The 22,182-nt window shown below is 65.8% G+C and carries 20 protein-coding genes; 4 read left to right on the top strand and 16 right to left on the bottom strand.

What is annotated here, in order from left to right; genetic code table 11:
- Positions 1-201: 201 nt before the first annotated feature.
- From AC3WLX_RS07105 to AC3WLX_RS07040, 14 genes are all read right to left on the bottom strand, one after another.
- Positions 202-858, bottom strand: a complete 657-nt coding sequence (locus AC3WLX_RS07105) for a pyroglutamyl-peptidase I (protein ID WP_492335243.1) — start codon at positions 856-858, stop codon at positions 202-204.
- Positions 855-1,841, bottom strand: a complete 987-nt coding sequence (gene meaB, locus AC3WLX_RS07100) for a methylmalonyl Co-A mutase-associated GTPase MeaB (protein WP_492335242.1) — start codon at positions 1,839-1,841, stop codon at positions 855-857. The genes AC3WLX_RS07105 and meaB overlap by 4 nt, the downstream gene beginning before the upstream one ends.
- Positions 1,842-1,894: 53 nt before the next feature.
- Positions 1,895-3,406, bottom strand: coding sequence for a tripartite tricarboxylate transporter permease (locus AC3WLX_RS07095; RefSeq protein WP_492335241.1), 1,512 nt, complete (start codon positions 3,404-3,406; stop codon positions 1,895-1,897).
- Positions 3,407-3,409: 3 nt separating this feature from the next.
- Entirely contained in the window at positions 3,410-3,901 is a 492-nt protein-coding gene (locus tag AC3WLX_RS07090) for a tripartite tricarboxylate transporter TctB family protein (RefSeq protein ID WP_492335240.1), read from the bottom strand.
- A gap of 73 nt (positions 3,902-3,974) precedes the next feature.
- Positions 3,975-4,967 (bottom strand): tripartite tricarboxylate transporter substrate binding protein, encoded by a 993-nt coding sequence (locus tag AC3WLX_RS07085; protein WP_291627063.1) that lies wholly within the window; start codon positions 4,965-4,967, stop codon positions 3,975-3,977.
- 132 nt (positions 4,968-5,099) lie between these two features.
- Positions 5,100-5,885 carry an RsiV family protein gene (locus AC3WLX_RS07080; RefSeq protein WP_492335239.1) on the bottom strand — a complete coding sequence of 262 codons (786 nt, stop codon included), beginning with the start codon at positions 5,883-5,885 and terminating at the stop codon, positions 5,100-5,102.
- A gap of 36 nt (positions 5,886-5,921) precedes the next feature.
- Positions 5,922-8,078, bottom strand: coding sequence for a methylmalonyl-CoA mutase (scpA, locus tag AC3WLX_RS07075; protein ID WP_492335930.1), 2,157 nt, complete (start codon positions 8,076-8,078; stop codon positions 5,922-5,924).
- A 16-nt stretch (positions 8,079-8,094) separates the two neighbouring features.
- Positions 8,095-8,559, bottom strand: coding sequence for a GFA family protein (locus AC3WLX_RS07070; protein ID WP_291627065.1), 465 nt, complete (start codon positions 8,557-8,559; stop codon positions 8,095-8,097).
- The gene (locus AC3WLX_RS07065; protein WP_492335238.1) at positions 8,556-10,427 is read right to left on the bottom strand and encodes a methylmalonyl-CoA mutase family protein; all 1,872 of its coding nucleotides are present in this window, start codon (positions 10,425-10,427) and stop codon (positions 8,556-8,558) included. Before AC3WLX_RS07065 ends, AC3WLX_RS07070 begins: the two co-directional genes overlap by 4 nt.
- Before the next feature lie 82 nt (positions 10,428-10,509).
- A complete protein-coding gene (gene folK, locus AC3WLX_RS07060) occupies positions 10,510-11,001 on the bottom strand; it encodes a 2-amino-4-hydroxy-6-hydroxymethyldihydropteridine diphosphokinase (RefSeq protein ID WP_492335237.1) in 492 nt (163 codons plus the stop codon).
- Positions 11,001-11,369, bottom strand: coding sequence for a dihydroneopterin aldolase (gene folB, locus AC3WLX_RS07055; protein ID WP_492335236.1), 369 nt, complete (start codon positions 11,367-11,369; stop codon positions 11,001-11,003). The genes folK and folB overlap by 1 nt, the downstream gene beginning before the upstream one ends.
- Complete coding sequence (gene folP, locus AC3WLX_RS07050) at positions 11,366-12,226, bottom strand: dihydropteroate synthase (RefSeq protein WP_492335235.1); 861 nt, start codon at positions 12,224-12,226, stop codon at positions 11,366-11,368. Before folP ends, folB begins: the two co-directional genes overlap by 4 nt.
- Before the next feature lie 241 nt (positions 12,227-12,467).
- The gene (locus AC3WLX_RS07045; protein ID WP_492335234.1) at positions 12,468-12,875 is read right to left on the bottom strand and encodes a DUF4332 domain-containing protein; all 408 of its coding nucleotides are present in this window, start codon (positions 12,873-12,875) and stop codon (positions 12,468-12,470) included.
- A 24-nt stretch (positions 12,876-12,899) separates the two neighbouring features.
- A complete protein-coding gene (locus tag AC3WLX_RS07040; protein ID WP_291628820.1) occupies positions 12,900-13,265 on the bottom strand; it encodes a DUF2267 domain-containing protein in 366 nt (121 codons plus the stop codon).
- Positions 13,266-13,611: 346 nt separating this feature from the next.
- Between AC3WLX_RS07040 and AC3WLX_RS07035 the strand changes: the two genes are divergently transcribed.
- The 3 genes from AC3WLX_RS07035 to AC3WLX_RS07025 all read left to right on the top strand — a co-directional run bounded on the left by AC3WLX_RS07035 (position 13,612) and on the right by AC3WLX_RS07025 (position 18,082).
- Complete coding sequence (locus AC3WLX_RS07035) at positions 13,612-15,240, top strand: helicase HerA-like domain-containing protein (protein ID WP_492335233.1); 1,629 nt, start codon at positions 13,612-13,614, stop codon at positions 15,238-15,240.
- A 95-nt stretch (positions 15,241-15,335) separates the two neighbouring features.
- Entirely contained in the window at positions 15,336-16,664 is a 1,329-nt protein-coding gene (locus AC3WLX_RS07030) for a glycosyltransferase family 87 protein (protein WP_492335232.1), read from the top strand.
- Positions 16,665-16,687: 23 nt separating this feature from the next.
- On the top strand, positions 16,688-18,082 hold the full coding sequence (locus AC3WLX_RS07025; RefSeq protein ID WP_492335231.1) for a M20/M25/M40 family metallo-hydrolase: 1,395 nt from the start codon (positions 16,688-16,690) through the stop codon (positions 18,080-18,082).
- A 201-nt stretch (positions 18,083-18,283) separates the two neighbouring features.
- On the opposite strand, the gene AC3WLX_RS07020 is transcribed toward AC3WLX_RS07025, so the two are convergent.
- Positions 18,284-19,063 (bottom strand): class II aldolase/adducin family protein, encoded by a 780-nt coding sequence (locus AC3WLX_RS07020; RefSeq protein WP_492335230.1) that lies wholly within the window; start codon positions 19,061-19,063, stop codon positions 18,284-18,286.
- 232 nt (positions 19,064-19,295) lie between these two features.
- A complete protein-coding gene (locus AC3WLX_RS07015) occupies positions 19,296-20,945 on the bottom strand; it encodes a glycosyltransferase family 39 protein (protein ID WP_492335229.1) in 1,650 nt (549 codons plus the stop codon).
- Between the two features lie 330 nt (positions 20,946-21,275).
- On the opposite strand from AC3WLX_RS07015, the gene AC3WLX_RS07010 reads away from it, so the two are divergent.
- Entirely contained in the window at positions 21,276-22,133 is an 858-nt protein-coding gene (locus AC3WLX_RS07010) for a DUF308 domain-containing protein (protein WP_492335228.1), read from the top strand.
- The last annotated feature ends 49 nt before the right edge of the window (positions 22,134-22,182 follow it).

The following is a 22,182-nucleotide window of genomic DNA, read 5'->3' as shown; positions in this document are numbered from 1 at the left end:
GAGATGTCCGCGCCGCCTAGGTAGCGCAGGGCGGCGAAGGCGGTGAGGATTGTTTGCGGTAGGGTTAAATGTTTACGCAAGAGACGGTGCCGTAGGGTGGGTTAGCCGTAGGTAGGCGTAACCCACCGTGTTGCCGCGAATACGGAACCGCTGATGGAGATGTCGTGGATTGCGCTTTGCTAATCCACCCTACGAAGCGGGCTACGAGACCGGCGTGTTCCGTGCCTTCCGTGCCAATTGAACCATCTCCATCAGCATCGCTTCCCCCGCATCCACCAGCTCCTCCAGCGTGATCCGGGCGCTGCCCTTGCGCCGTACGGCGCCGCTGCGTGCGAGCGGGGGGATGTGGATGAACGCCGCAAGCTGCGGACCACCGGCCTTCATGGTCTCGATCGCCCGCCAGCTCAGATAGTTGCAGAGATAGGCGCCGGCATCGCGCGAGGCCCGCGCGTCGATGCCGGTGAGGCGCGCGGCGCGCAGCAGTCTTGCGGTATGGGGGCCGAACATCATGGCATCCGCCTGGCCTGCGATGCCGCGCTTGCTCGATCTCGTATTGGCCGCATCGGGCCAGAGCATGGTGACGGCGTTGCGCGCGCGCGTCTCGATGCGCAGGTAGGGCGTGCGCGCGGCGAGGCCGAACATGAGAAGCGCATCGGGCTTTTGCGCGGCGAGCACGTCAGGCAATTGGCGGTCGACCGCGGCATAGGTCACCGGGAAAATGTGACTCGACAGCGCGACATCGTCGAGCGCCGGACGGCGCAGCTGGGTCAGCCGGGCCACCAGCGGCTGGGTCGGGTTATAGGGCGCGCCCGGAAACGGTCCGAAGCCGGTGAGGAGAATGCGAAGCTTGTCGCTCATTGCAGCAATTCCAGGATCTGCTCGGCGGCGAGCGCCGGCGTCAGATGGCCGTCGGCCACTTCAGTCTCGATCTTGCGGACCTTCGTCCGCACCGACGCTTCGCTGCGCAGCCTCGCCAGCATGCGCTGCTCTAGCATCGACCACATCCACTTCACCTGCTGCTCGCGCCGCCGCGCGCCGAACTCGCCGGACGCGTTCATCGCGGTGCGGTGATCGAGGACTTTTTGCCAGATCGTTGCGATGCCATCGCCGGTCAGCGCCGAATAGGTCTCGACCGGCGGATGCCAATGTTCGGACCTTGGTGCCAGAATGTGTAGCGCGCCGCGATAATCGGCGGCGGTGACCTTGGCGCGCTTGAGGTTGTCGCCGTCGGCCTTGTTGATCGCGATCATGTCGGCGAGCTCGACCAGGCCCTTCTTGATGCCCTGCAGCTCGTCGCCGCCGCCCGGCAGCATCAGGGCGAGGAAGAAGTCGGTCATGTCGCAGACCGCGGTCTCGGACTGGCCGATGCCGACGGTCTCCACCAGCACGACATCGAAGCCGGCCGCCTCACACAGCAGCATCGCCTCGCGCGTCTTGGCCGCGACGCCGCCGAGCGTGCCCGAGGACGGCGAGGGGCGGATAAAGGCCTCGCTCGAGGCCGACAGCCGTGCCATCCGGGTCTTGTCGCCGAGGATCGAGCCGCCGCTGCGCGCCGAGGACGGATCGACCGCGAGCACCGCGACCTTGTGGCCCTGCTCGATCAGGTAGACGCCGAGCGCGTCGATGGTGGTGGACTTGCCTACGCCCGGTGATCCCGTAATGCCGACGCGGAACGCCTTGCCGGTGTCGGGCAGCAGCATCTGCACCAGCTCACGCGCCAGCGCCTGATGATCGCCGCGCCGGCTCTCCACCAGCGTGATAGCGCGCGCCAGCGCCGCGCGGCTGCCGGCGCGGAGCTCGCGGGCAAGGGTCTTGATGTCGAGCGAGGCCTTCTCAGTCATGCCTCTGCTTTACAACGCCGAGGCGGAGCAGGCGAGGGCCCGCCCGCCCGATATCAACGGGTGGTCACAGCCGCGGCCTGCGCCGGCTTTACCTTCCGCCACACCCACACCATCACCGGCCACAGCAGGGCGCCGATCGCCATGGCGGCGAGCACAGCGGCGACCGGCCGCTCGAAGAACGGCAGGATGCTGCCGTCGGACTTGATCAGCGAGGTGACGAAGGCCTGCTCGACCATGGTGCCCATGACGATGCCGAGCACCATGGCCGCGACGGGATAGCCGTTCGCCTCCATGACGTAGCCGATCACGCCGAAGGCGGCGACGGTGACGACGCCGAACATGTTGTTGCCGATCGCGAACGAGCCGACCGCGCAGCACAGCATGATGATCGGCATGATGGCCGAGCGCGGCGCCAGCAGGATGTAGCTGGCGACCCGGATCATGGCGATGCCGAGCGGGATCATCATGATGTTGGCGATGATGAACATCAGATAGATCGCATACATGCTCGACGCCTTCTCGGTGAACAGCGTCGGGCCGGGATTGAGCCCCTTCATGTAGAGCACGCCGATCGCGATCGCCGCGATGGTGTCGCCGGGGATGCCGAACAGCAGCGAAGGCACCCAGCCCGAGGCGATGCTGGCATTGTTGCTGGCGCCGGCCTCGACCAGGCCTTCGACATGGCCGGTGCCGAACTTCTCCGGCTCCTTGGAGAAGCGCTTCGACATCGCGTAGGAGACCCAGGCGGCCATGTCGGCGCCGGCACCCGGTAGCACGCCGATGATGATGCCGACGATGTTTCCGCGCGTCATCTGCCAGTGATACAGCTTCGTCAGCCTCCATTGGCCCGCCATGATGCTTCCGAATTTGCGCCGCGGCAGCGGCGGCGGCTCGGGCGTCAGCATCGCGCGCATCACCTGCGCCACCGCGAACACGCCGACCAGCGCCGGGATCGGCTCGATGCCGCCGAACAGATCGGTCAGGCCGAAGGTGAAACGCGGCACGCCGCCGGGATTCTCGATGCCGATGCAGGCCACGAGCAGGCCGATGAACATGCCGGCGATCGCCTTCACCGGCGAGGAGCGCGCCACCAGGGTGGCGCACATCAGGCCGAGCAGTGCCAGCCAGAAATATTCGAAGGTGGAGAACGACAGCGCGATCTCGGCCAGCGGCGGCGCCAGGATCATCAGCGACAACACGCCGGCGATGCCGCCGACCGCGGAGAACCAGACGCCGGCACCCAGCGCCAGTTCGGCCTGGCCCTTGCGCGTCATGGCGTAGGCCTCATCCGCATACGCGGCGGAGGCGGGCGTGCCGGGGATGCGCAGCAGCGCGCCGGGAATGTCGCCGGAGAAGATCGCCATCGACGAGGCCGCGACGATGGTCGCGATCGCCGCGATCGGCGAAAGATAGAAGGTGACGGGGACGAGCAGGGCGGTCGCCATCGTCGCGGACAGGCCGGGCAGCGAGCCGATCACCAGCCCGTACACGGAGGCCGCGAACATCGAGATGATGACCTCCCAGGTGGAGATCAGCGCGAACGCGTCAATCAGGGTTTTCAGCATCGATCACCAGGGTGCCGGCAACAGGCCGGCGGGCAGCGGCACGCGCAGCAGCTTGCCGAAAATGAGGTGGATGGCGAAGGGCGAGAGCGCCGCGAGCGGCAGAGCCAGCTTCCACCTCGCCCCCAATGCGGTCGAGGTGATGTAGACCATGATGGCAGCGGTGATGATGAAACCGAGCCGGTCGGCGGCAGAGACGTAGAACAGCAACAGCGCCGGTGGCAACAGCGCGCGCAGGCCGTAGAGCTTGCTCTGCGGCGGCGGCGCGGCGGCCTGGCCGTCCTCGAACGGGACCAGCTCTTCCTCCTCCTCGAAGGAACGGCCGATGCCGAACGCGATCGCGAGCCCACACAGCGCGAGGCCGCAGCCGATCACCAGCGGAAAGACGTTGGGACCGACCGGTTGCCCCGGCACCGGCGGCAAGAGGTAACCGCCATAGGCGGCGGCCGCACCGAGCGCGACGAGAAACGATCCCGTGATGGAGTCGGGAAGACGCATGGGAAGTCCTGTCAGAGATAAACGCCCTCTCCCCGCGTGCGGGGAGAGGTGATCAGGGCGTCGCAGCCGCAGATCACGCCTTGCTCAGGCCCGCGGCCTTCATCGCCTCGCCCATCTGGGCGTCGCCCTTGTCCATGAAGCCGGCGAAGTGAGCGGCATCGCCCCACACGGTGCCGAAGCCGCGATTGCTCATGAAGTCCTTGTACTCGGCGGAGTCGTAGACCTTCTTCAGCGCCGCGGTCAGCTTCGTTGCGATCTCCGGCGGCAGGTTCTTTGGCCCGGCAATGCCGCGCCAGGCGCCCGTCGCGTAGTCGATGCCCATCGCCTCCTTCAGGGTCGGCACGTCCTTGAAGATCGGGTTGCGGGCCGGCGCCATGATGGCGAGGCTCCTGGCCTTGCCGGCCTCGATGATGGCGCGCGCCTCCGGCACCGAGCACGTCGTGAGGTCGAGGCCGCCGGCGGCGAGATCCTGCATCGCAGGTGCTGCGCCGTTCGAGGGCACCCAGGCGACCTGATTGGCGGGCAGGCCCATCGCCTGCATCCAGCCGACCAGCGCCAGGTGCCAGATGCCGCCCTGACCGGTGCCGGAGGCCTTGAACTTGCCGGGAGGCGCCGCCTTGATCGCGTCGGCGAGTTCCTTGACCGTCTTGTAGGGCGAGGAGGAGGAGACCTGGATGCCGGGCGGATCCTCGTTCATCAGCGCCAGCGGGGTGTAGCTCTTCGGTGTCAGCTCGGTCAGGCCCTGCCAGTGCATCATCGAGATTTCGACCGTGAGCATGCCGATGGTGTAACCGTCGGGCTGCGCGGTTGCGATCGCGCTGTGGCCGACCACGCCGGAGCCGCCGGTGCGGTTGACCACGTTGAAGGGCTGGCCGAGGTCCTTCTCCAGCAGGGCTGCGACAATGCGCGCCGTCGCGTCGGTGCCGCCGCCAGCGCCCCAGGGGACGATCACGGTGACCGGTCGGGCCGGATAGGCTTGCGCGAATGCGGGCTTGAAGCCGAAAGCGGCGGATGCCGCGGCTGCGGCGGTCGAAGCCGCAAAGGTGCGGCGCGAAATCTTGGACATTGAATGCCTCCCAGCGGCGCCCGTGATGCCGGGCGCTCTTGTCAATGACGGCATTCTAGTCGGCTTTGCAGCGCCGCCGCAAGGTAGCGCTACCAACGCGTTGTGAGCAACATGTCGCTGCTCAAGCCTTGATCACTGCTCTTCCTCATCGCCCTTCGGCCGTGAACCGCCGAAGATGCGCGCGCCTTCCCCCGTGAGGTACGGCTTCAGCGTTTCCCACGGCACGAAGGCGACATATCCGCCTTCGGCGTAAGCTCCGACCGCATAGGGCGGATAGTGGAACGTCAGGCCGGAACTCTTGCCGGGTTCGGTTGACGGTGCGAGCGTCACCGCGCCGATCTTGAGCAGGCGCGGCTCCACCGACTTGAACCACTCGTCGGTCGCGGTCTCGCCGGCGCCGCGCTTCTTTTTTTCGTCCTTGAGCGAAGCAACGATCGCCTTCACCATGGCCTTCAGGGTCGCCCCGTTGTCGGCGGTCTCGGTGAAGAACGGGCGGATCGAGATGCGCTTCTTGCCGGCCCTGTCCCACAGGATCGTGTTCACGTCCGAGTTGGGATGCGCGCCGCGCGTGTTCATGTAGTCGTTGCGCAGGACGCTGACATAGCGGTCGGCAATGACGGAGCGGATTTCATATTTGCGCTCGAACTCCCAGCGACCTTCCCAAGAGGTCTGTGGATCGGCTTTGCGCGCGGCGGCAGCTTCCGCGGCATTCTTGTTGAGCCACTTCTTGCCCTCGGCGAGACAATCCGCGGCCAGCGCCGCATCCGCCTTGATCCTGTCGTCGAGGAACACGCGTGCCTCGATGCTCCTGGTCTTGACGATCGCATCGGGCTTGGGGTCGGCGGCGTGCGCGGGACCGAACAGCGCGCAGACCGTGGCAACAGCGAGCGCGCGCATCAACGTGGGCGCGAGAGACATCACGCAAATCCTTCTTGTCGGAAACTGACGGTGAAACTATTCCGCCGCCTCGCTATGCCCGAGCCGGGCGTTCAGCTTGCGGATCAGCTCCTCGGCCGCTTCGGCGATCACAGTGCCCGGCGGGAAGATCGCCTCCGCGCCGGCGGCATAGAGCGCGTCGTAATCCTGCGGCGGCACCACGCCGCCGACGATAATCATGATGTCGTCGCGACCCTGCTTCTTCAGCGCGGCCTTCAATTCCGGCACGGCGGTGAGATGGGCGGCGGCGAGCGAGGAGACGCCGAGGATGTGGACGTCGTTCTCGACCGCCTGCCGCGCGGCTTCGTCGGCGGTGGCGAACAGTGGCCCGATGTCGACGTCGAAGCCGATATCGGCGAATGCTGAGGCGATCACCTTCTGGCCGCGGTCGTGGCCGTCCTGGCCGATCTTGGCGACGAGAATGCGCGGGCGGCGGCCCTCGGCCTCCTCGAAGGCGTCGATCAGCGCTTGCACCTTCTCGACCTGGTTGCCCATGCTGGACGCCTCCCGCTTGTACACGCCGGTGATGGACTTGATCTCGGCGCGATGGCGGCCGAACACTTTCTCCAGCGCATCCGAAATCTCGCCGACGGTCGCCTTGGCGCGTGCGGCATCGATGGCGAGCGCGAGCAAATTGCCGTTGCCTTCGCCGGCCGAGCGCGTCAGCGCGGCGAGCGCGGCGTCGACGTCCTTCTGGTTGCGCTCGGACTTGAGCCGCGTGAGCTTGTCGATCTGAAGCCGGCGGACATTGGTGTTGTCGACCTTGAGGATCTCGATCGGGACCTCGTCGGTCGGCTTGTACTTGTTGACGCCGATCACTGCCTGCCTGCCGGCGTCGATGCGCGCCTGGGTCTTGGCCGATGCCTCCTCGATCCGCAGCTTCGGCACGCCAGCCTCGATCGCCTTGGCCATGCCGCCGAGCTCCTCGACCTCCTGGATATGGCTCCAGGCCTTCGCCGCGAGGTCGCGCGTCAGCCGCTCGACATAATACGAGCCGCCCCAGGGATCGATGATGCGGGTGGTGCCGCTCTCCTGCTGCAGGAACAGCTGGGTGTTGCGGGCGATGCGGGCCGAGAAGTCGGTCGGCAGCGCCAGCGCTTCGTCGAGCGCGTTGGTGTGCAGCGACTGGGTGTGGCCTTGGGTGGCCGCCATCGCCTCCACCGTCGTGCGCATCACGTTGTTGAAGACGTCCTGCGCGGTCAGCGACCAGCCCGAGGTCTGGCTATGCGTGCGCAGCGACAGCGAGCGCGGGTCTTTCGGGTTGAAGGGCTTGAGCAGCTTGGCCCAGAGCAGGCGCGCGGCGCGCAGCTTGGCGACCTCCATGAAGAAGTTCAGGCCGATCGCCCAGAAGAACGACAGCCGCGGCGCGAAGCGGTCGACGTCGAGGCCCGCGGCAAGGCCTGCACGCAGATATTCGACGCCGTCGGCCAGCGTATAGGCGAGCTCGAGGTCCTGCGTCGCGCCCGCCTCCTGCATGTGATAGCCGGAGATCGAGATCGAATTGTACTTGGGCATCCGTTGCGAGGTGAAGGCAAAGATGTCAGAGATGATCCGCATCGAGGGCGCGGGCGGGTAGATATAGGTGTTGCGCACCATGAACTCTTTCAGAATGTCGTTCTGAATGGTGCCCGACAGCTTCTCCGGCGGCACGCCCTGTTCCTCGGCGGCGGCGACGTAGAGCGCGAGGATCGGCAGCACCGCGCCGTTCATGGTCATGGACACGCTCATCTGGTCGAGCGGAATGCCTGCGAACAGCGTGCGCATGTCGTAGATGGAATCGATGGCCACGCCGGCCATGCCGACGTCGCCGCCGACGCGCGGATGGTCGCTGTCATAGCCGCGATGAGTGGCGAGGTCGAAGGCGACCGAGAGGCCCTTCTGCCCCGCAGCCAGGTTACGGCGGTAGAACGCGTTGGAATCCTCCGCCGTGGAGAAGCCGGCATATTGCCTGACCGTCCAGGGCTGGTTGACGTACATGGTCGGGTAGGGGCCGCGCAGGAACGGCGCGATGCCCGGATAGGTCTCGAGAAAATCGAGCCCGGCCAGATCAGCCTCGCCATAGGCGGGCTTCACCAGAATGCCCTCGGGCGTCAGCCACGGCTCGGCGCTGGCGCTCGGCGCTGCGGTGGTTGCTCTCTCGAAGGCGACATTGGCAAAGTTCGGAATGCGGCTCATGGCTTCAACCATATCATCAATCATGATCCGGATGCTGATGGCTGACGATGGTCGCCATCTTCTCCGGTCCGTAATTCTGCTGCGTGGTCTGGCTCGGCAAATTGGCGATGCCGACGACCCAGCCGAGGCGGGATTCTGTGCCGAACTGGCGCGTCGGGATCACCCGGTCGGGGCGGTCGAACGCGCCGGTCATGATCTCGATGCGCTCGCCGTCGATGCGCCCGAAGCTCAGCGGCGTGCCGCAGGCGGCGCAAAAGCCGCGCTCGGCGATGGTCGAAGATCGGAACAACGACGGCTGTCCCCTGGTCCAGGCAAAGTCCGTCTTGTTGATGTCGGCAAACGAGGCGAACGGCGCGCCGGCTGCCTTCTGGCACATCCGGCAGTGGCAGATCGAGACCCTGTTCGGTGCCGTCATGACGGCAAAGCGCACGGCGCCGCATTGGCAGCCGCCAGTGAGAACAGGTTTGCTGGTGTCGGTCATGACTGCTCCATCCGTCGGTATGCGTCTTGCAGCGTGGCAAGCGCATCGCCTCCGGCGAAGACAAAACCCGTGACGCCGGCGGCCCGTAGCGTCGCCTCGGCATCCGCCGGGCGACCTGCCAGATAGATAAGCCGACTGCCTGCGGTTTGCAGGGCCTTCGCCGCGGCTTCGGCGTGTTCCGCATAGACCTTGTCGCTGGAACAAAGACAGGCAATCGCGGCGCCGGAGGCCTTGAACGCGGCGGCAAGCGTGGCCGGATCGGCAAAGCCCTCGCTGTCGATGGCCTGGATGCCGCCGGCTTCGAAGAAGCTCTTCGCAAAGGTCGCGCGCGCGGTGAAATCGGCGGGCGTGCCGAGATTGGCCAGAAATACGCTCGGCCGCACGCCGCGCGCTTTCAGCACGGCATCCGACCTGTCGCGCAGCGCCTCGAACGGTTCCGCGAGCCGGATCGGCGAGAGCGGATCGAACTTGTACTTTTGCTCGCCATACGGTGCCAGCGCGATCGGCGCCGCCTTCAGCACGGTGGCTTCGCTCTCATGCAGGTTCGGAAACTCGCTGGCGCCGGTCAGCACGTCGCGGCGCTTGGCGATGTTGGCCTCGCGCGCCTTGCGCGTGGCCGCGACCCTGCTCTGGAATACGCCCTGCTGAAGCGCCGTGAAGGCGCCGCCGGCCTTCTCGCTCTCCTGAAACAACGCCCAGGCCGCTTCGCACAGCTGCGCCGTCAGCGTCTCGATGCCGCCGCTGCCTGCCGCGGGATCGCTGACCTTGGCGAGGTTGCTTTCTTCCAGCAGCAGAAGCTGGGTGTTGCGCGCCACGCGCCGCGCGAAGGGATCGGGCAGGCCGAGCGCCAGCGTATGCGGCAGCACCGTGATCGCGTTGGCGCCGGCAAGCCCCGCCGCGAACGTGGCGATGGTCGCGCGCAGCATGTTCACGTAGGGATCGCGCTGCGTCAGCATGCGCCAGGCCGTGTCGGCGGCAATGAACATTGGCTTGGGCGTCAGCCCGCATGCCGTTTCGATGCGCGCCCACAACAGCCGCAGCGCGCGGAATTTCGCCATGGTGAGGAACTGGTCGGCATCGGCGGCAAGCCGCGCATAGACCATGCCCTGTGCGGCTTCCAGCGGAATGCCGGCGCCTTCGATCGCGCGCAGATAAGCAATGCCGCAGGCAAGCACGAAGGCGAGTTCCTGCACTTCCGAGCCGCCGGCATCGTGGATCACGCGCCCGTCGGCAGAGGCAAACGGCCCCTTGAAGCCGAGCCCGGCGAGGCCCTGGATGGCGCCGGTGATTGCGGGTGCGATCTCCTCCCAGGTGTATGGGGTGTGGCCCCACACGGCGCCCGCCGCAAGCGGATCGAGGCCGAAGCGGATGTTGCAGGCGGTGGGATCGAGGCCTGCGCTCTTCACGTATTCCGCGACATGGATCGCGGCCATCCGCGACTGCGGTCCGATCTCGAGCTCAATGCCGATGCCGGCGTCGAGATGAATGCCCTGCAAGACCTTTGCGACCGCCTCGGCCGAAGGTTCCAGGCCGAAACCGCGCGCGCCATTGGCGCCGGCGAACACCAGCGCGAGCCCGGTCGCGCCGTTCTCGAGATCCTGCAGCGCCTGCGCATTGGCGAGTGCTGCATCGGGATGGTCGATCCGCTGCAGGATCTGCCACGGTGCTGCCGGCAGCCGTCCTGGCACGGTCGCGGCGCCCTTGGCGCGCGGATAGAGCGGATCGATCTTGATGCCGTCATAGGTCTTGCCGACCAGCTTCTCGAACGGCGCGCCCTTCAGCACGCCGTCGACCAGCTTGCGCCAGTCTTCGACGGTGGCCTTGGGAAAATCCGCCGCCAGCGGCAGGTCGTCAGTCACGGAGGTCATGCGGCGCGGGGCTCCCGAATATCTTGTTATTCGCGGGGCGAAATTGCCACGGCGAAGCGTCCCTGCAAACGGTTGTTTTTGGTTAACCGGTATCCGGAAGCCGCTCAATGCCTTGCGTCGAGACGCTGGCAAGCCCGTCGCGTACACGAATACCCGAGATCACGCGTTCGGGCGCGATTTCGGCCAGCGGCACCAGCACGAAGGCGCGCTCGAACAGGCGCGGATGCGGCAGCGTCAGGTCGGGCTTTTGCAGGGACACGTCGTCATAGGCGATCATGTCGAGATCGAGCGTGCGCGGCCCCCAGCGCCGCTCCTTGGTGCGCGTGCGGCCGAACTTCTGCTCGACTTTCTGCAGCACGAATAGAAGCGCGTGCGGATCGAGGTCGGTCTCGATCTCGATGCAGGCGTTGATGAAGGGATCCTGGTCCTCGTCGCCCCAGGGCGGGGTGGCGTAGTCCGAGGAGCGCGCGATCAGCGCGCCCTGCGCCATGCCGCAGATATGGGCGATCGCCTTGCGGAACGTCGCGCGGACATCGCCGACATTGCCGCCCAGCGCGATCAGCACGTTTCCCATCAGGGATGCCGCGAGCGCGTCAGCACGATGCCGACGTCGTCGAAGATCGCGGCGATCGGCGCATGCGGCTTGTGCACGGTGATCTTGACTGCGCGGATGCGCGGGAACTTCGACAGGATGGCATCGGCCACCGCTCCGGCCGCGCGCTCCAGGAGCTTGTAATTGGTGTTCTTGAAGGCTGCGGTCGTGGTCGCCACGACATCGGCATAGGACACGGTGTCGGCAAGCCGGTCGCTGCGCGACGGCTCCGACAAGTCGGTATAGAGCTCGAGATCGATGACGAAGCGCTGGCCGACTTCGGTCTCGTGATCCATCACGCCGTGGCGGGCATGGATCGACAGGCCGGTAACGAAGATCGTGTCGGTCATGGCTTGCTCTCGATGGCATGCACCACCCGCAGCGCCTGCAGGGTTTCGGCGACGTCGTGGGTCCGGATGATCCTGGCGCCGCGCTGCGCGGCGATCAGATGTGCCGCGATCGAGCCGGCCAGCCGCTCCGATGGCTCCGACGGCGACACCGAGGCGATGAAGCGCTTGCGCGAGGCGCCGACCAGGATCGGCAGGCCGAACATGTCGAGTTCGCGCAAGCGCGCCAGCGCGGTCATGCTCTGCTCGACAGTCTTGCCGAACCCGATCCCGGGATCGAGCACGATTTTGTCGCGTGCGATGCCTGCCTTTGCGGCAACATCCAGCGAGCGCAGGAAGAACGCCTTCATGTCAGCGACGATGTCGATGGCGGGATCGACGCTGTCGCGGTTGTGCATGACGATGACGGGAGCGCCTCTCGCGGCGATCAGCGGCGCCATGCCGGCGTCGCCTTGCAGGCCCCAGACGTCGTTGGCGATCGCCGCGCCCTGCGCGAGTGCGAAGGCCACCACCTCCGCCTTCATGCTGTCGATCGAGACGGGCACGCCGAGCGCCACCACCTCGGGCAGCACCGGTTTCAACCGCGCCAACTCTTCCGCCGCCGTGACCGGCCGGGCGCCCTTGTAGGGCCGGGTGGACTCGGCGCCGATATCGATGATGTCGACGCCCTCAGCGATCATCGCCCGCGCGCGCGCCAGCGCCTGCGCAGGTGCGGTGAACGCGCCGCCGTCGGAGAAGGAATCCGGGGTGATGTTGAGCACCCCCATGACCGCAGGAAACGGCCGCCCCACGAGTGTCCGCAGTGCCTCGAACCGGGCCGAGCCGGCTGCCGGGACGGATTGGGAGGGCGAGGCGTTCATGCGGGTGGCTTTGCGCGGTCGCGAAGGGGGTGTCAAGACGGATTGGGGGCGCCGACGGCTACGGGCATCGCTCTCTCGCCGTCACCCTGAGGTGGCCGCTTCTTCAGCGGCCCTCGAAGGGCGACGGCCCGGCTCTGTCCGTGCGGATGGAGCGGTGGCCGTGCATCCTTCGAGGCTCCCCGCGCGACGCTAAGCGCCGCGCGTCTCGCACCTCAGGATGACGGGGAGGGAGCGTAGCCGATCAATACGTGATCTTCGGCGGCAGCTTCTTGGCCTTGGCGATGATGTCGCCGACCGACTTCTCGGAAGGCAGCACGCGAACGAGCTTCTTCTTCTCGTTGGCCTCGCGCATGCTCTGCGCCAACCTTGCCGGATTTCGATAGGCGAGCTCCCGCACGGTGGTCACGCCGGCGGCGCGGACCAGGCCGACCTTGGCTCTGCCCATGCCGGGGATGCGCATGTAGTCGGAGACGTTGGCCCATTCCAGCAATTGCTGCTCGCTGATGCCGGTCTTGGCCGAAAGGGCCTTGCGGCCCTTCACGGTGGAGGCGGCCTCGAGCAACGCGTCGGTCGTGCGGATTCCCTGCGCCTTCAGCTTGTTGGCGGCAAAGGTCGGCAGGCCCTCAATCTCGGAGATCGGATATGTCATGATGCTCGATGTGAAAAGCGTCGCTCAGGCGAACTGGCTCAGGCCCGGCGTCCCCGCGATGATCTTGCCCATCTGATCCGCTCCGATTTTGTCTCGCCCGTAGCGGAAAAGTTCACGGGCGACGTTCTGTATGTCGGACATTCCGAGGCCGAGGCCCATCAGGCGCGTGCCGACCGCCATCAAGCCGCCGCCCATCAGCCGCGACAGGCCGCCGCCGCTCTTCGAAGCCTCGATGGCAGCTTCTGCTCCGGGGATCTGGTCGATCAGGGCCTGCACGCTCTCGGAAGGACCCTCGCTGCGGAGGAAGCCCAGGATAATGCCGACGGTCTTTTCGGCGACAGCACCATCTATGCTGGCGTTTGTCGCCAGCCGTCCGATCAGCTCGTCCATAAAACCCGCCCCTCAACCGGTTTACATGCCGGAGTCTTGCTTTCGAAAATGATCTTGAGCCGGTGTGATGTGAAATTCAAGCGATGAACGCACGCGCTGGCGCGATTCATCTTCGAACCCGCGAAGAGTGTTGCTGCCGTGCAAGAGCGAAGACGGAATCGGCGAAAAATTGCTGCCTTGCGAACACCTCATTCCGACTTTCGGCTGATGTCTCCGTCCGTTTCCGACGATGTCGCACGCCTAGAACGCGTTGAACGGTTTAAATTGGTGCGCGACATGCGTAAACTACGGAACTGGTGCATTCGGTTTCGATACGCGAAACCACGCAGAGAGATCAGAGAGAATAATGACCGCACAGGACAGCAAGCTCGGCGATACCGACGAAAAGATATTCGTCGGCAAGGGAGACGAGCAGGCATGGCTGACGCTGGCGCTCGCCAATCGCCACGGCCTGGTCACGGGTGCAACCGGAACCGGCAAAACCGTGTCGCTGCAAGTGATGGCGGAAGGATTTGCGCGCGCCGGTGTTCCGGTCTTCGCAGCCGACATCAAGGGCGACCTCGCCGGTATCTCGGAAGTCGGCGAGGCCAAAGACTTCATTCTCAAGCGCGCCGGCGAAATGGGTCTCAAGTTTCAACCGGACCAGTTCTCGACCGTGTTCTGGGACGTGTTCGGCGAGCAGGGTCACCCCGTGCGCGCGACCGTCACCGAAATGGGGCCGCTGCTGCTCGCGCGCATGCTCGACCTGAACGACGTGCAGGAGGGTGTTCTCAACGTCGCCTTCCGCGTCGCGGACGAGAGCGGCCTGCCATTGTTGGACATGAAGGATCTGCGATCGCTGTTGGATGCGATCGTGCCCGCCAGCGGCAAGAAGGGACCAGATGCTGAGGAAGATCCGTTAGCAGAGATCCGGAAGGCCGCGCAGAGCTTCGGCAATGTGAGCAAGGCGACGGTTGGAACCATTCAACGCCAGCTGCTGGTGCTGGAAAACCAGGGCGGAACGAAATTCTTCGGCGAGCCTGCACTGGAGCTGAAGGATTTCATGAAGACCGATAGCGACGGTCGCGGCATCGTCAACATCCTGGTGGCCAACAAGCTGATGGAGAGCCCCAGGCTCTACGCGACGTTCCTGCTGTGGTTGCTGTCGGAGTTGTTTGAGGAGTTGCCGGAAGCCGGCGACCTGCCGAAGCCAAAACTGGTGTTCTTTTTCGACGAGGCGCATCTCTTGTTCAACGACGCGCCGAAGGCGTTGATGGACAAGATCGAGCAGGTGGTTCGTCTGATCCGTTCCAAGGGCGTCGGCGTCTATTTCGTCACCCAGAATCCGATCGACGTGCCGGACAAGGTGTTGGCCCAGTTGGGCGGTCGCGTGCAGCATGCGCTGCGCGCCTTCACGCCGCGCGACCAGAAGGCGGTCGCCGCTGCGGCGCAGACCTTCCGGCCCAACCCGAAGCTCGACACCGCCAAGGTGATCACGGAGCTCGGCAAGGGCGAGGCGCTGGTGTCCTTCCTCGAGGGCAACGGCACGCCTTCGATGGTGGAGCGGGTGATGATCCGGCCGCCGACGGCGCGGATCGGGCCGATCACGCCCGAGGAGCGCAAGACGATCATGAGCAGGAGCCCGGTGAAGGGCAAATACGATACCGCAGTGGATCGTGAGTCCGCCAGTGAGATGCTGCAGAAGCGCGTGGCCGGCACGGCTGCGCCTGCCGACGCACAAAATGGTGGAGCCGGCGCAGGCGGCGGAATTCTTGGGCAGTTGGGCACGATCGTCGGCACCATCTTCGGCACCAACGTCAAGCGCGGTCGCCTCTCGACCGGCCAGGTCATTGCACGGGACGTGACGCGGTCGGTGACCAACCAGGTGATCGGCGGGCTGGCCGCCAATGTCGGCAAGTCGATCGGCGGCCAGCTCGGCGGCTCGATCGGCCGCACGCTGGTCCGCGGCGCGCTCGGCGGATTGCTGCGGCGGTAGGCAGAACGCCGACGGGTACACATTCAGGTGAGGGGACTCTCCAATCCTTTGCCGGTCTGTTACGTCCTGTTTCGCCGCCGCAACAGGACCGCATTGTGACCACGCCCGCACCGTTTCCCAAGCCCGACGCACCCAGACGCTTCTCGCCACGTGCGCCGCTGGACCTGCTCTTTCTGTTCTGCTGCGTTCTCCTGACGGCCGACGTGCTCGTCCCCGAGATCTTCGGCCGCGGCAAGACCAAGGACTATCTGCTCTGGTACTGGGCGGGGCAGCAGGTCCTGGAAGGCGCGCCACTCTATCCAGCCACGCCGCAGGGCTATTTCGACTTCATCTATCCGCCGCTTCCGGCGATCCTGCTGGCGATCCCGAGCTGGTTCGGCAAGATTCCGCTCTACGTCGTCCTGTCAGTCTTGAACGCCGTGGCGTGGTGGTACACCGGGGCGCTCTCCCAGGTCATGACCGGCTCGGACCGCAAGCCTGGCCCCTGGCTGGAAGCGCTGCCGGCCATCGTCACCGTCACCTTCGTGTTCGACATGTTCGATCTCGGGCAGCCAAATCTCCTGCTGCTGGCGATGATGCTCTACGGTTTCTGGAGCTTGCGGCAACATCGGTCGTGGCTCGCCGGCTTCATGTTCGCGCTCGCCGCTGCCATCAAGGTGTTTCCGATCGCCGTGCTGCCCTATCTGCTCTGGCGACGCAAATGGGCCGCCCTCGCCAGCACGATCGTTTTCACCGGCATTCTGCTCTATGTCCTGCCGGCCCCGATCCGTGGCTTCGAGCGCAACGCGGCCGAACTTGCCACCTGGTACCAGGGCATGGTCGGGACGAGCTCGGAAAAGGGCTTCGGCCAGCGCGACGAGCAGAACTGGTCGTGGGTCAACCAGTCCCTCATCGCGGTTACGCATCGCCTGGTCCGGCCGATCAACTACAATCAGGATGATCCCAGGAAGCCGCCGCGCACGATGAATGTGATCGACGTCGACTACCGAACGGCAAACTGGATCGTGCTCGCGCTGTCGGCGCTGCTCGGGCTCGCCTTCGTCGCAATCATGCCGCGGCAAGCGCACCGAACCGCGCGCTCCGATGCCGAGGAGCTCGGCATTCTGTTCTGCCTGATGACGGTCGCCTCGCCTTTGGCCCGGCAATACTACTTCATGTGGCTGTTCTTTCCGATGACGGTTCTGATGCATCGCGCGGCCTTCGACACGCGTGCGCGCGTGCGCCTCGGAACCTGGCTCGCTCTCGCTGCGGCCGGCATCCTCATGCTGCTGTCGCTGCCGTGGTTTCCGACCCTCATCCAGGCCTGGGGCAACAACCTCGCTGCGACCGCCATCCTCGCGGGGTGTCTCGCCTGGCACATCAGGCATCCGCCGGTTGCGGCTAGCTCCCACGCCGCCGTGGCGCTAAAACCCGGGACCTCTTGAGACCAACAGTCAGGATCGCAATCATGGCCAATGCGCAGCTCCAATCCGTGCTCGACCACATCGACAAGGATTTCGACAACAGCCTGGAGCGCCTGTTCTCGTTGTTGCGGATCAAATCGATTTCGGCCGATCCGGCCTTCGCTAATGATTGCAAAGCTGCGGCCGAGCATCTCGCCAGGGACATCGCCAGCCTCGGTGTCGCCACCGAGGTGAGGCCGACCGCGGGCCATCCCGCCGTCGTCGGCAAGACCGGCGCGGGCGGGCGGCCGCACGTGCTGTTCTACGGCCACTACGACGTGCAGCCGGTCGATCCGCTCGATCTCTGGCACCGTCCTCCGTTCGAGCCCGTCGTCACCGATCATGCCGACGGCCGCAAGATCATCGTCGCGCGCGGCGCCGAGGACGACAAGGGCCAGGTGATGACCTTCGTCGAGGCCTGCCGCGCCTGGAAGAAAGTGACGGGCTCGCTGCCGGTCGACGTCACCTTCCTGATCGAGGGCGAGGAGGAGGTCGGCTCGAAGAATTTCGTGCCTTTCATCGAGGCCAACAAGGACGAGTTCAAGGCCGACTACGCGCTGGTGTGCGACACCGGCATGTGGGACCGCAACACGCCGGCGATCACGACCTCGCTGCGCGGCCTGCTGTACGAGGAGCTGAAGATCACCGCAGCCAATCGCGACCTGCATTCCGGCGTTTACGGTGGCACCGCGATGAATCCGATCCGCCTGCTCACGAAGATCCTGGGTGGCCTGTTCGACGACGACAACCGCATCACGATCCCGGGCTTCTATGACGGCGTGAAGGATACGCCGCCCGACATCCTGGAGCGCTGGAAGAAGCTCGATTTCACACCCGAGACCTTTCTCAAGCCGGTCGGCTTGTCGCTCCCGGCGGGCGAGAAGGGCAGGCTCCTGGTCGAGCAGGCCTCGACGCGGCCGACCTGCGACGTCAACGGCATCTGGGGCGGCTATATCGGCGAGGGCTCCAAGACGGTGATTCCCTCGCATGCCTCGGCCAAGGTCTCGTTCCGCCTGGTCCAGGGCCAGGACCCGCAAAAGATCCGCAAAGCCTTCCGCGACTACGTGACGGCGCGCATTCCGGCGGACTGCAAGGTCGAGTTCGGCGACCACTCCGCCGGGCCCGCGATCGCGCTCGACTGGACCATGAAGCCGCTCGCCGCCGCCAGCAAGGCGTTGACGGAGGAATGGGGCAAGGAGACCGTGCTGATGGGATCCGGCGCCTCGATCCCGATCGTCGCCGATTTCAAGCGCACGCTCGGCCTCGACTCGCTGCTGGTGGGATTTGGCCTCGACGACGACAACATCCACTCACCGAACGAGAAATACGACCTGCAGAGCTTCCAGAAGGGCATCCGCTCCTGGGCGAGAATCCTCGCTGCACTGGCCGAGGTGAAATAGGCTGGGTGCGGTAGGGTGGATTAGCCGAAGGCGTAATCCACCAACCGATGCGCCTGCTCCGAGAGAAGAGGTGGATTACGCTTTCGCTAATCCACCCTACGAATTTCACGAAACAAAAACGCCGCCCGGAATTGGGCGGCGTTTCATTCCAAAAGGCGTAGAGGTTCGTTGGGCTCTACTCTACACCAGATCCCGACAATCTCAAGACCTGTAGCCCGGGAGCTCGCGGTCGAGCTTGCGCAGCAAGGGCGGCCACACCAGGGTGGTGGCGCGCAGCTCGGCGCGGTCGCGGTTGGCGAGCAGCTCGGTGTTCTTGTCGATCGCGCTGTGGTCGACCGGATAGACCGGGGTCCCCAGCGCGCGCGTGCGCACCTGCATCGAGCAGGCGCGCTCCAAATGATACATGCGTTCGAACGCGGAGGCGACCGAGCGGCCGACCGTCAGCGTGCCGTGGTTGCGCAGCAGCATGTGGTTGTGGTCGCCGAGATCCTTTTGCAGCCGCGGCCGCTCGTCGTGATCGAGCGCGATGCCTTCATAGTCGTGATAGGCGAGGTCGTGGGTGACGAGCTGCGCGGTCTGGTTCAGCGGCAGCAGGCCTTCCGCGCTGCTCGACACCGCGGTGCCGTCGAGGGTGTGGAGATGCAGCACGCAGATCGCGTCCTCGCGCACCTCGTGGATCGCCGAATGGATGGTGAAGCCGGCAGGGTTGATGCTGTATTCGCTCTCGGAGAGCTGGTTGCCGTGCAGGTCGACCTTGACGAGGCTGGACGCGGTGATCTCGTCGAACATCAGCCCGTAGGGATTGATGAGGAAGTGATGGTCGGGGCCCGGCACGCGCGCCGAGATGTGGGTGTCGACCAGATCGTCCCAGCCGTACAGCGCGACCAGGCGATAGCAGGCGGCCAGATTGACCCGTTGCTGCCACTCCGCCTCCGTCATGTTGGAGGGCACTTCCCTCAGGCGGGCTTCTGCTGGCGACATGGCTGATCTCTCCGAAACATCGTTGTTGCGGAGCGGGAGCGTAGTCGCGGGCGAGACCGGCAGCAAGGCGCATCGGAAGCGCGGCAGGCCAGCGCCGCCCGCATGCTTGTCCGTCCTGGCCGAAGAGCGAAGGCGCGTAGCCCGCATGAGCAAAGCGACATGCGGGGCCACTCCAACAGAGATCCCGGATCTCGCCTGCGCCCATCCGGGCCACGGCTCGCGGAGAAGAATCCTACGGCGCCGGGATCGACAGCAGGCCGGAAATGGCGCGGCCTCGGATGTCGTAGACGCGGGCGAACACCACGTCGTCGCGCTTGATCTCGACCATGACGGGCGCGGTGAGGCCCTTGCAGTAGAACTCGCCGAGCGTCATGGCGAAATCGGCCGCGTTGGAATCCCAGCCGATGGTGAAGTCGGGCCCGAGCGCGACCTGCGCCGGGCGCTGCGGACCGCACACCGCCACCTTCCATTTGCGGTTTGCGGGCGGCACTTCCTGGCGCTCGACCAGCTGCTCGCGCAATTCGTCGGAGGCCTGCTTCAACGCGAGGCCCCAATAGTCCAGCATGAAACGGTTGTCGGCGCCGCGGACGGTACCCGCGACGTGGTTGAAATGGCTGTACTGATACGGATGCAGCCGGATCATCTCGGCGAGCGGGAGCGCGAGGCCGAAGCAGAACACCGCCAGCACGACCGGCTGCCAGGTGCGGTGATTGGCGCGCAGGCGCTCCATGGTCCAGGCGAAGGCGACGCCGCCGAGCACCGCCATCGGCGGGATCACGAAGACGAAATGGCGGATGCCGTTGTAGAGCGCAGGGCGCTTCACCATCGCGATCGCGAGCGGCAGCGTGGCAGCCAGCGTCAGCATCAGGAGGATGGTCTTGCGGCGCGCGGGAACCTCGCGCCGCGGCAGCATGGCGAAGGTGCTGAACACCGCGCCCGCCGTCAGCACCAGCATCACTTCGGGCAACTGCAGTGCGAACAGCGTCGGCAGATAGGACCAGGGCATGTCCGGGACCGACACGATCGCGCCGTCGAACATCTCCTTCCACGGCTTCTCGAAGAAATGCGAGAAGTAGGTCAGCGCCTCGAACGGATTGCCGGGCCGCATGATCGACCACGGCCAGATCAGGCCCATCACGAGGTAGCCGAGCACGAGGCCGGGCAGCAGCACGTAGACGACATGGGCAAAGCGGCGGGCCGACTCGCGCAAACCTTCGTTGCGCAGTTCCTCCAGCAACAGCGGTACGAAGCCGACCATGGCGTAGACCAGCGCGAGCCCGCCGAGAACGCGGCAGCCGAGTGCAAGGCCGGCGCCCAGGCCAACGATCAGGATCGTGCGCGGCGACGGCTGCGGATATTCCTCGGCGAGCCGGACGAGCCCGAGCATCAGGATGATCATGGCCACTGCGAAGGGCGCATCCTTCGGGTTCATGAACATGTGGCCGTAGAAGGTCGGGCATAGCGCGAGCAGCAGCAGTGCGGCAAGACCGGCAAGGGGCCCGCCGACGCGTCGGCCGAGCCGCCACGTCACCGCAAGCCCGATCACGCCGACGATGGCGCCGACCAGACGGCGCGTCTCGAACAGCTCGAGCGGAATGACCTTGTGCAGGAGGGCTGCGGCCATGTCGAAGCCGCCGCCATACATGTAGAGATTGGCGAAGGAGAGCGCCGCGGTGTCCTTGAAGCCGGAACTGAACATGCGCAGCAGCAGGTCGGCATATTCAGCGTGGGTGTAGTCGTCCCAGCCGAGCCCGTAGTCGCGGAAGGTCAAGCCTGCGATGACGGCGACCGCGGCCAGCACCAGCATGGCGAGATCGTCGCAAGTTCGTTCGATCGAGCGCCGTTGAGGCGTGTCGATCGCCGACGTCGTGATGGATGTCATGGCTATCGGTGCCCCGGAATCCCCTCTTGGCCCTGCTGGCGCGCGCGGGCCTCAACCCCGGACTCCGTATAGCGCAGTTCCATTACCAAGTAATTGGGCATTATGGCTAAAATCCTGATGCGACGCAGCAATTCCGGGTTGGCCGCAATTCCGATAATCTCGAGTGCGGCCTAAGCCCTACCCACCCGCAGCTGAAGGGAATGTGAATAAGTCCCTGATTTCCTTCCCTTTAGGAACGCCGCCCAGAATTGGCCGTTGGCGTGGAACATCGTATGACGGTATCGTGGCGAAGCGGTTGTCGCGGCGGGTGCGCGGCCGGGGGTGAGTTCGATGAATTTGGCATTGTTGATCGCGGGGATCTGCGCCGTCCTGGCGGGCCTCCTTGCGGTCATTTTCGGCCTGACAATCAGTGAATTCAGCCTCGGCGGAACGCTCATAATCGCTGGCACCATTGCCGTCTGCTCCGGAATGTTACTGGTCGGCCTGCATCTGGTGCTGCTTGAACTGAAGGGCATCGCGCGCCGGCTGACCGATGCGGTGGCCTCGTCCGAGGTTCGGGTCAGGCCCGTGCTGCCGGGGCTCGCGGTGCCGGACGCCGGCACACCCGAGCCGGTCGCCGCTGCGACGGCGCGAGCCGAGTCGGCGCCGGCACGGCCGCCAGCAAGTCCGCCGCCATGGCAGAGCGAAGCTGCCGCGCGCGAGCGTTCGCGCGCCGAGGGACCGCAGGAGGGCGAAGCTGCTGCGCCGCCCGCCGCTGCGGAAGCGCCGCGCCGGCGCAACCTGCTGTTCGCCTCGACCTCGCGCAAGGAGCGCGAACGCGCGGAGGCGAAACTGCCCGAAGATGCGCCGCCGCCTGCCGAGCCCGGTGAGGCCCCGAACATACCGCCTGCGAACTTCGATGCTGCCTGGCCGAAGCCGGATCGTACGCGCCCGCCGGAGCCGCCGGTCGAGTCGCGCCGCCCACCCCGGCGCTCGCCTTCATCCCTTGCCGAGACCGCCCCGCCACCTGCCCCCGAACCGCCCCAACCGGTCGAGCAGCCGCCGGTGACGGTCCTCAAATCCGGCGTCGTCGACGGCATGGCCTATTCGCTTTATTCCGACGGCTCGATCGAGGCGCAGATGCCGGAGGGCATGATGCGCTTTGCCTCGATCGACGAGCTCCGATCCCATCTCGACCAGCGCGGTTGAGGCGCTCGCCCCACAAGTATGGCGGCGCTGCGCACCAGTCATCCGCGCA

It is taken from the genome of Bradyrhizobium sp. FW305-F6 (assembly GCF_058782905.1).
This window is presented reverse-complemented; position numbering and strand designations above follow the sequence as displayed.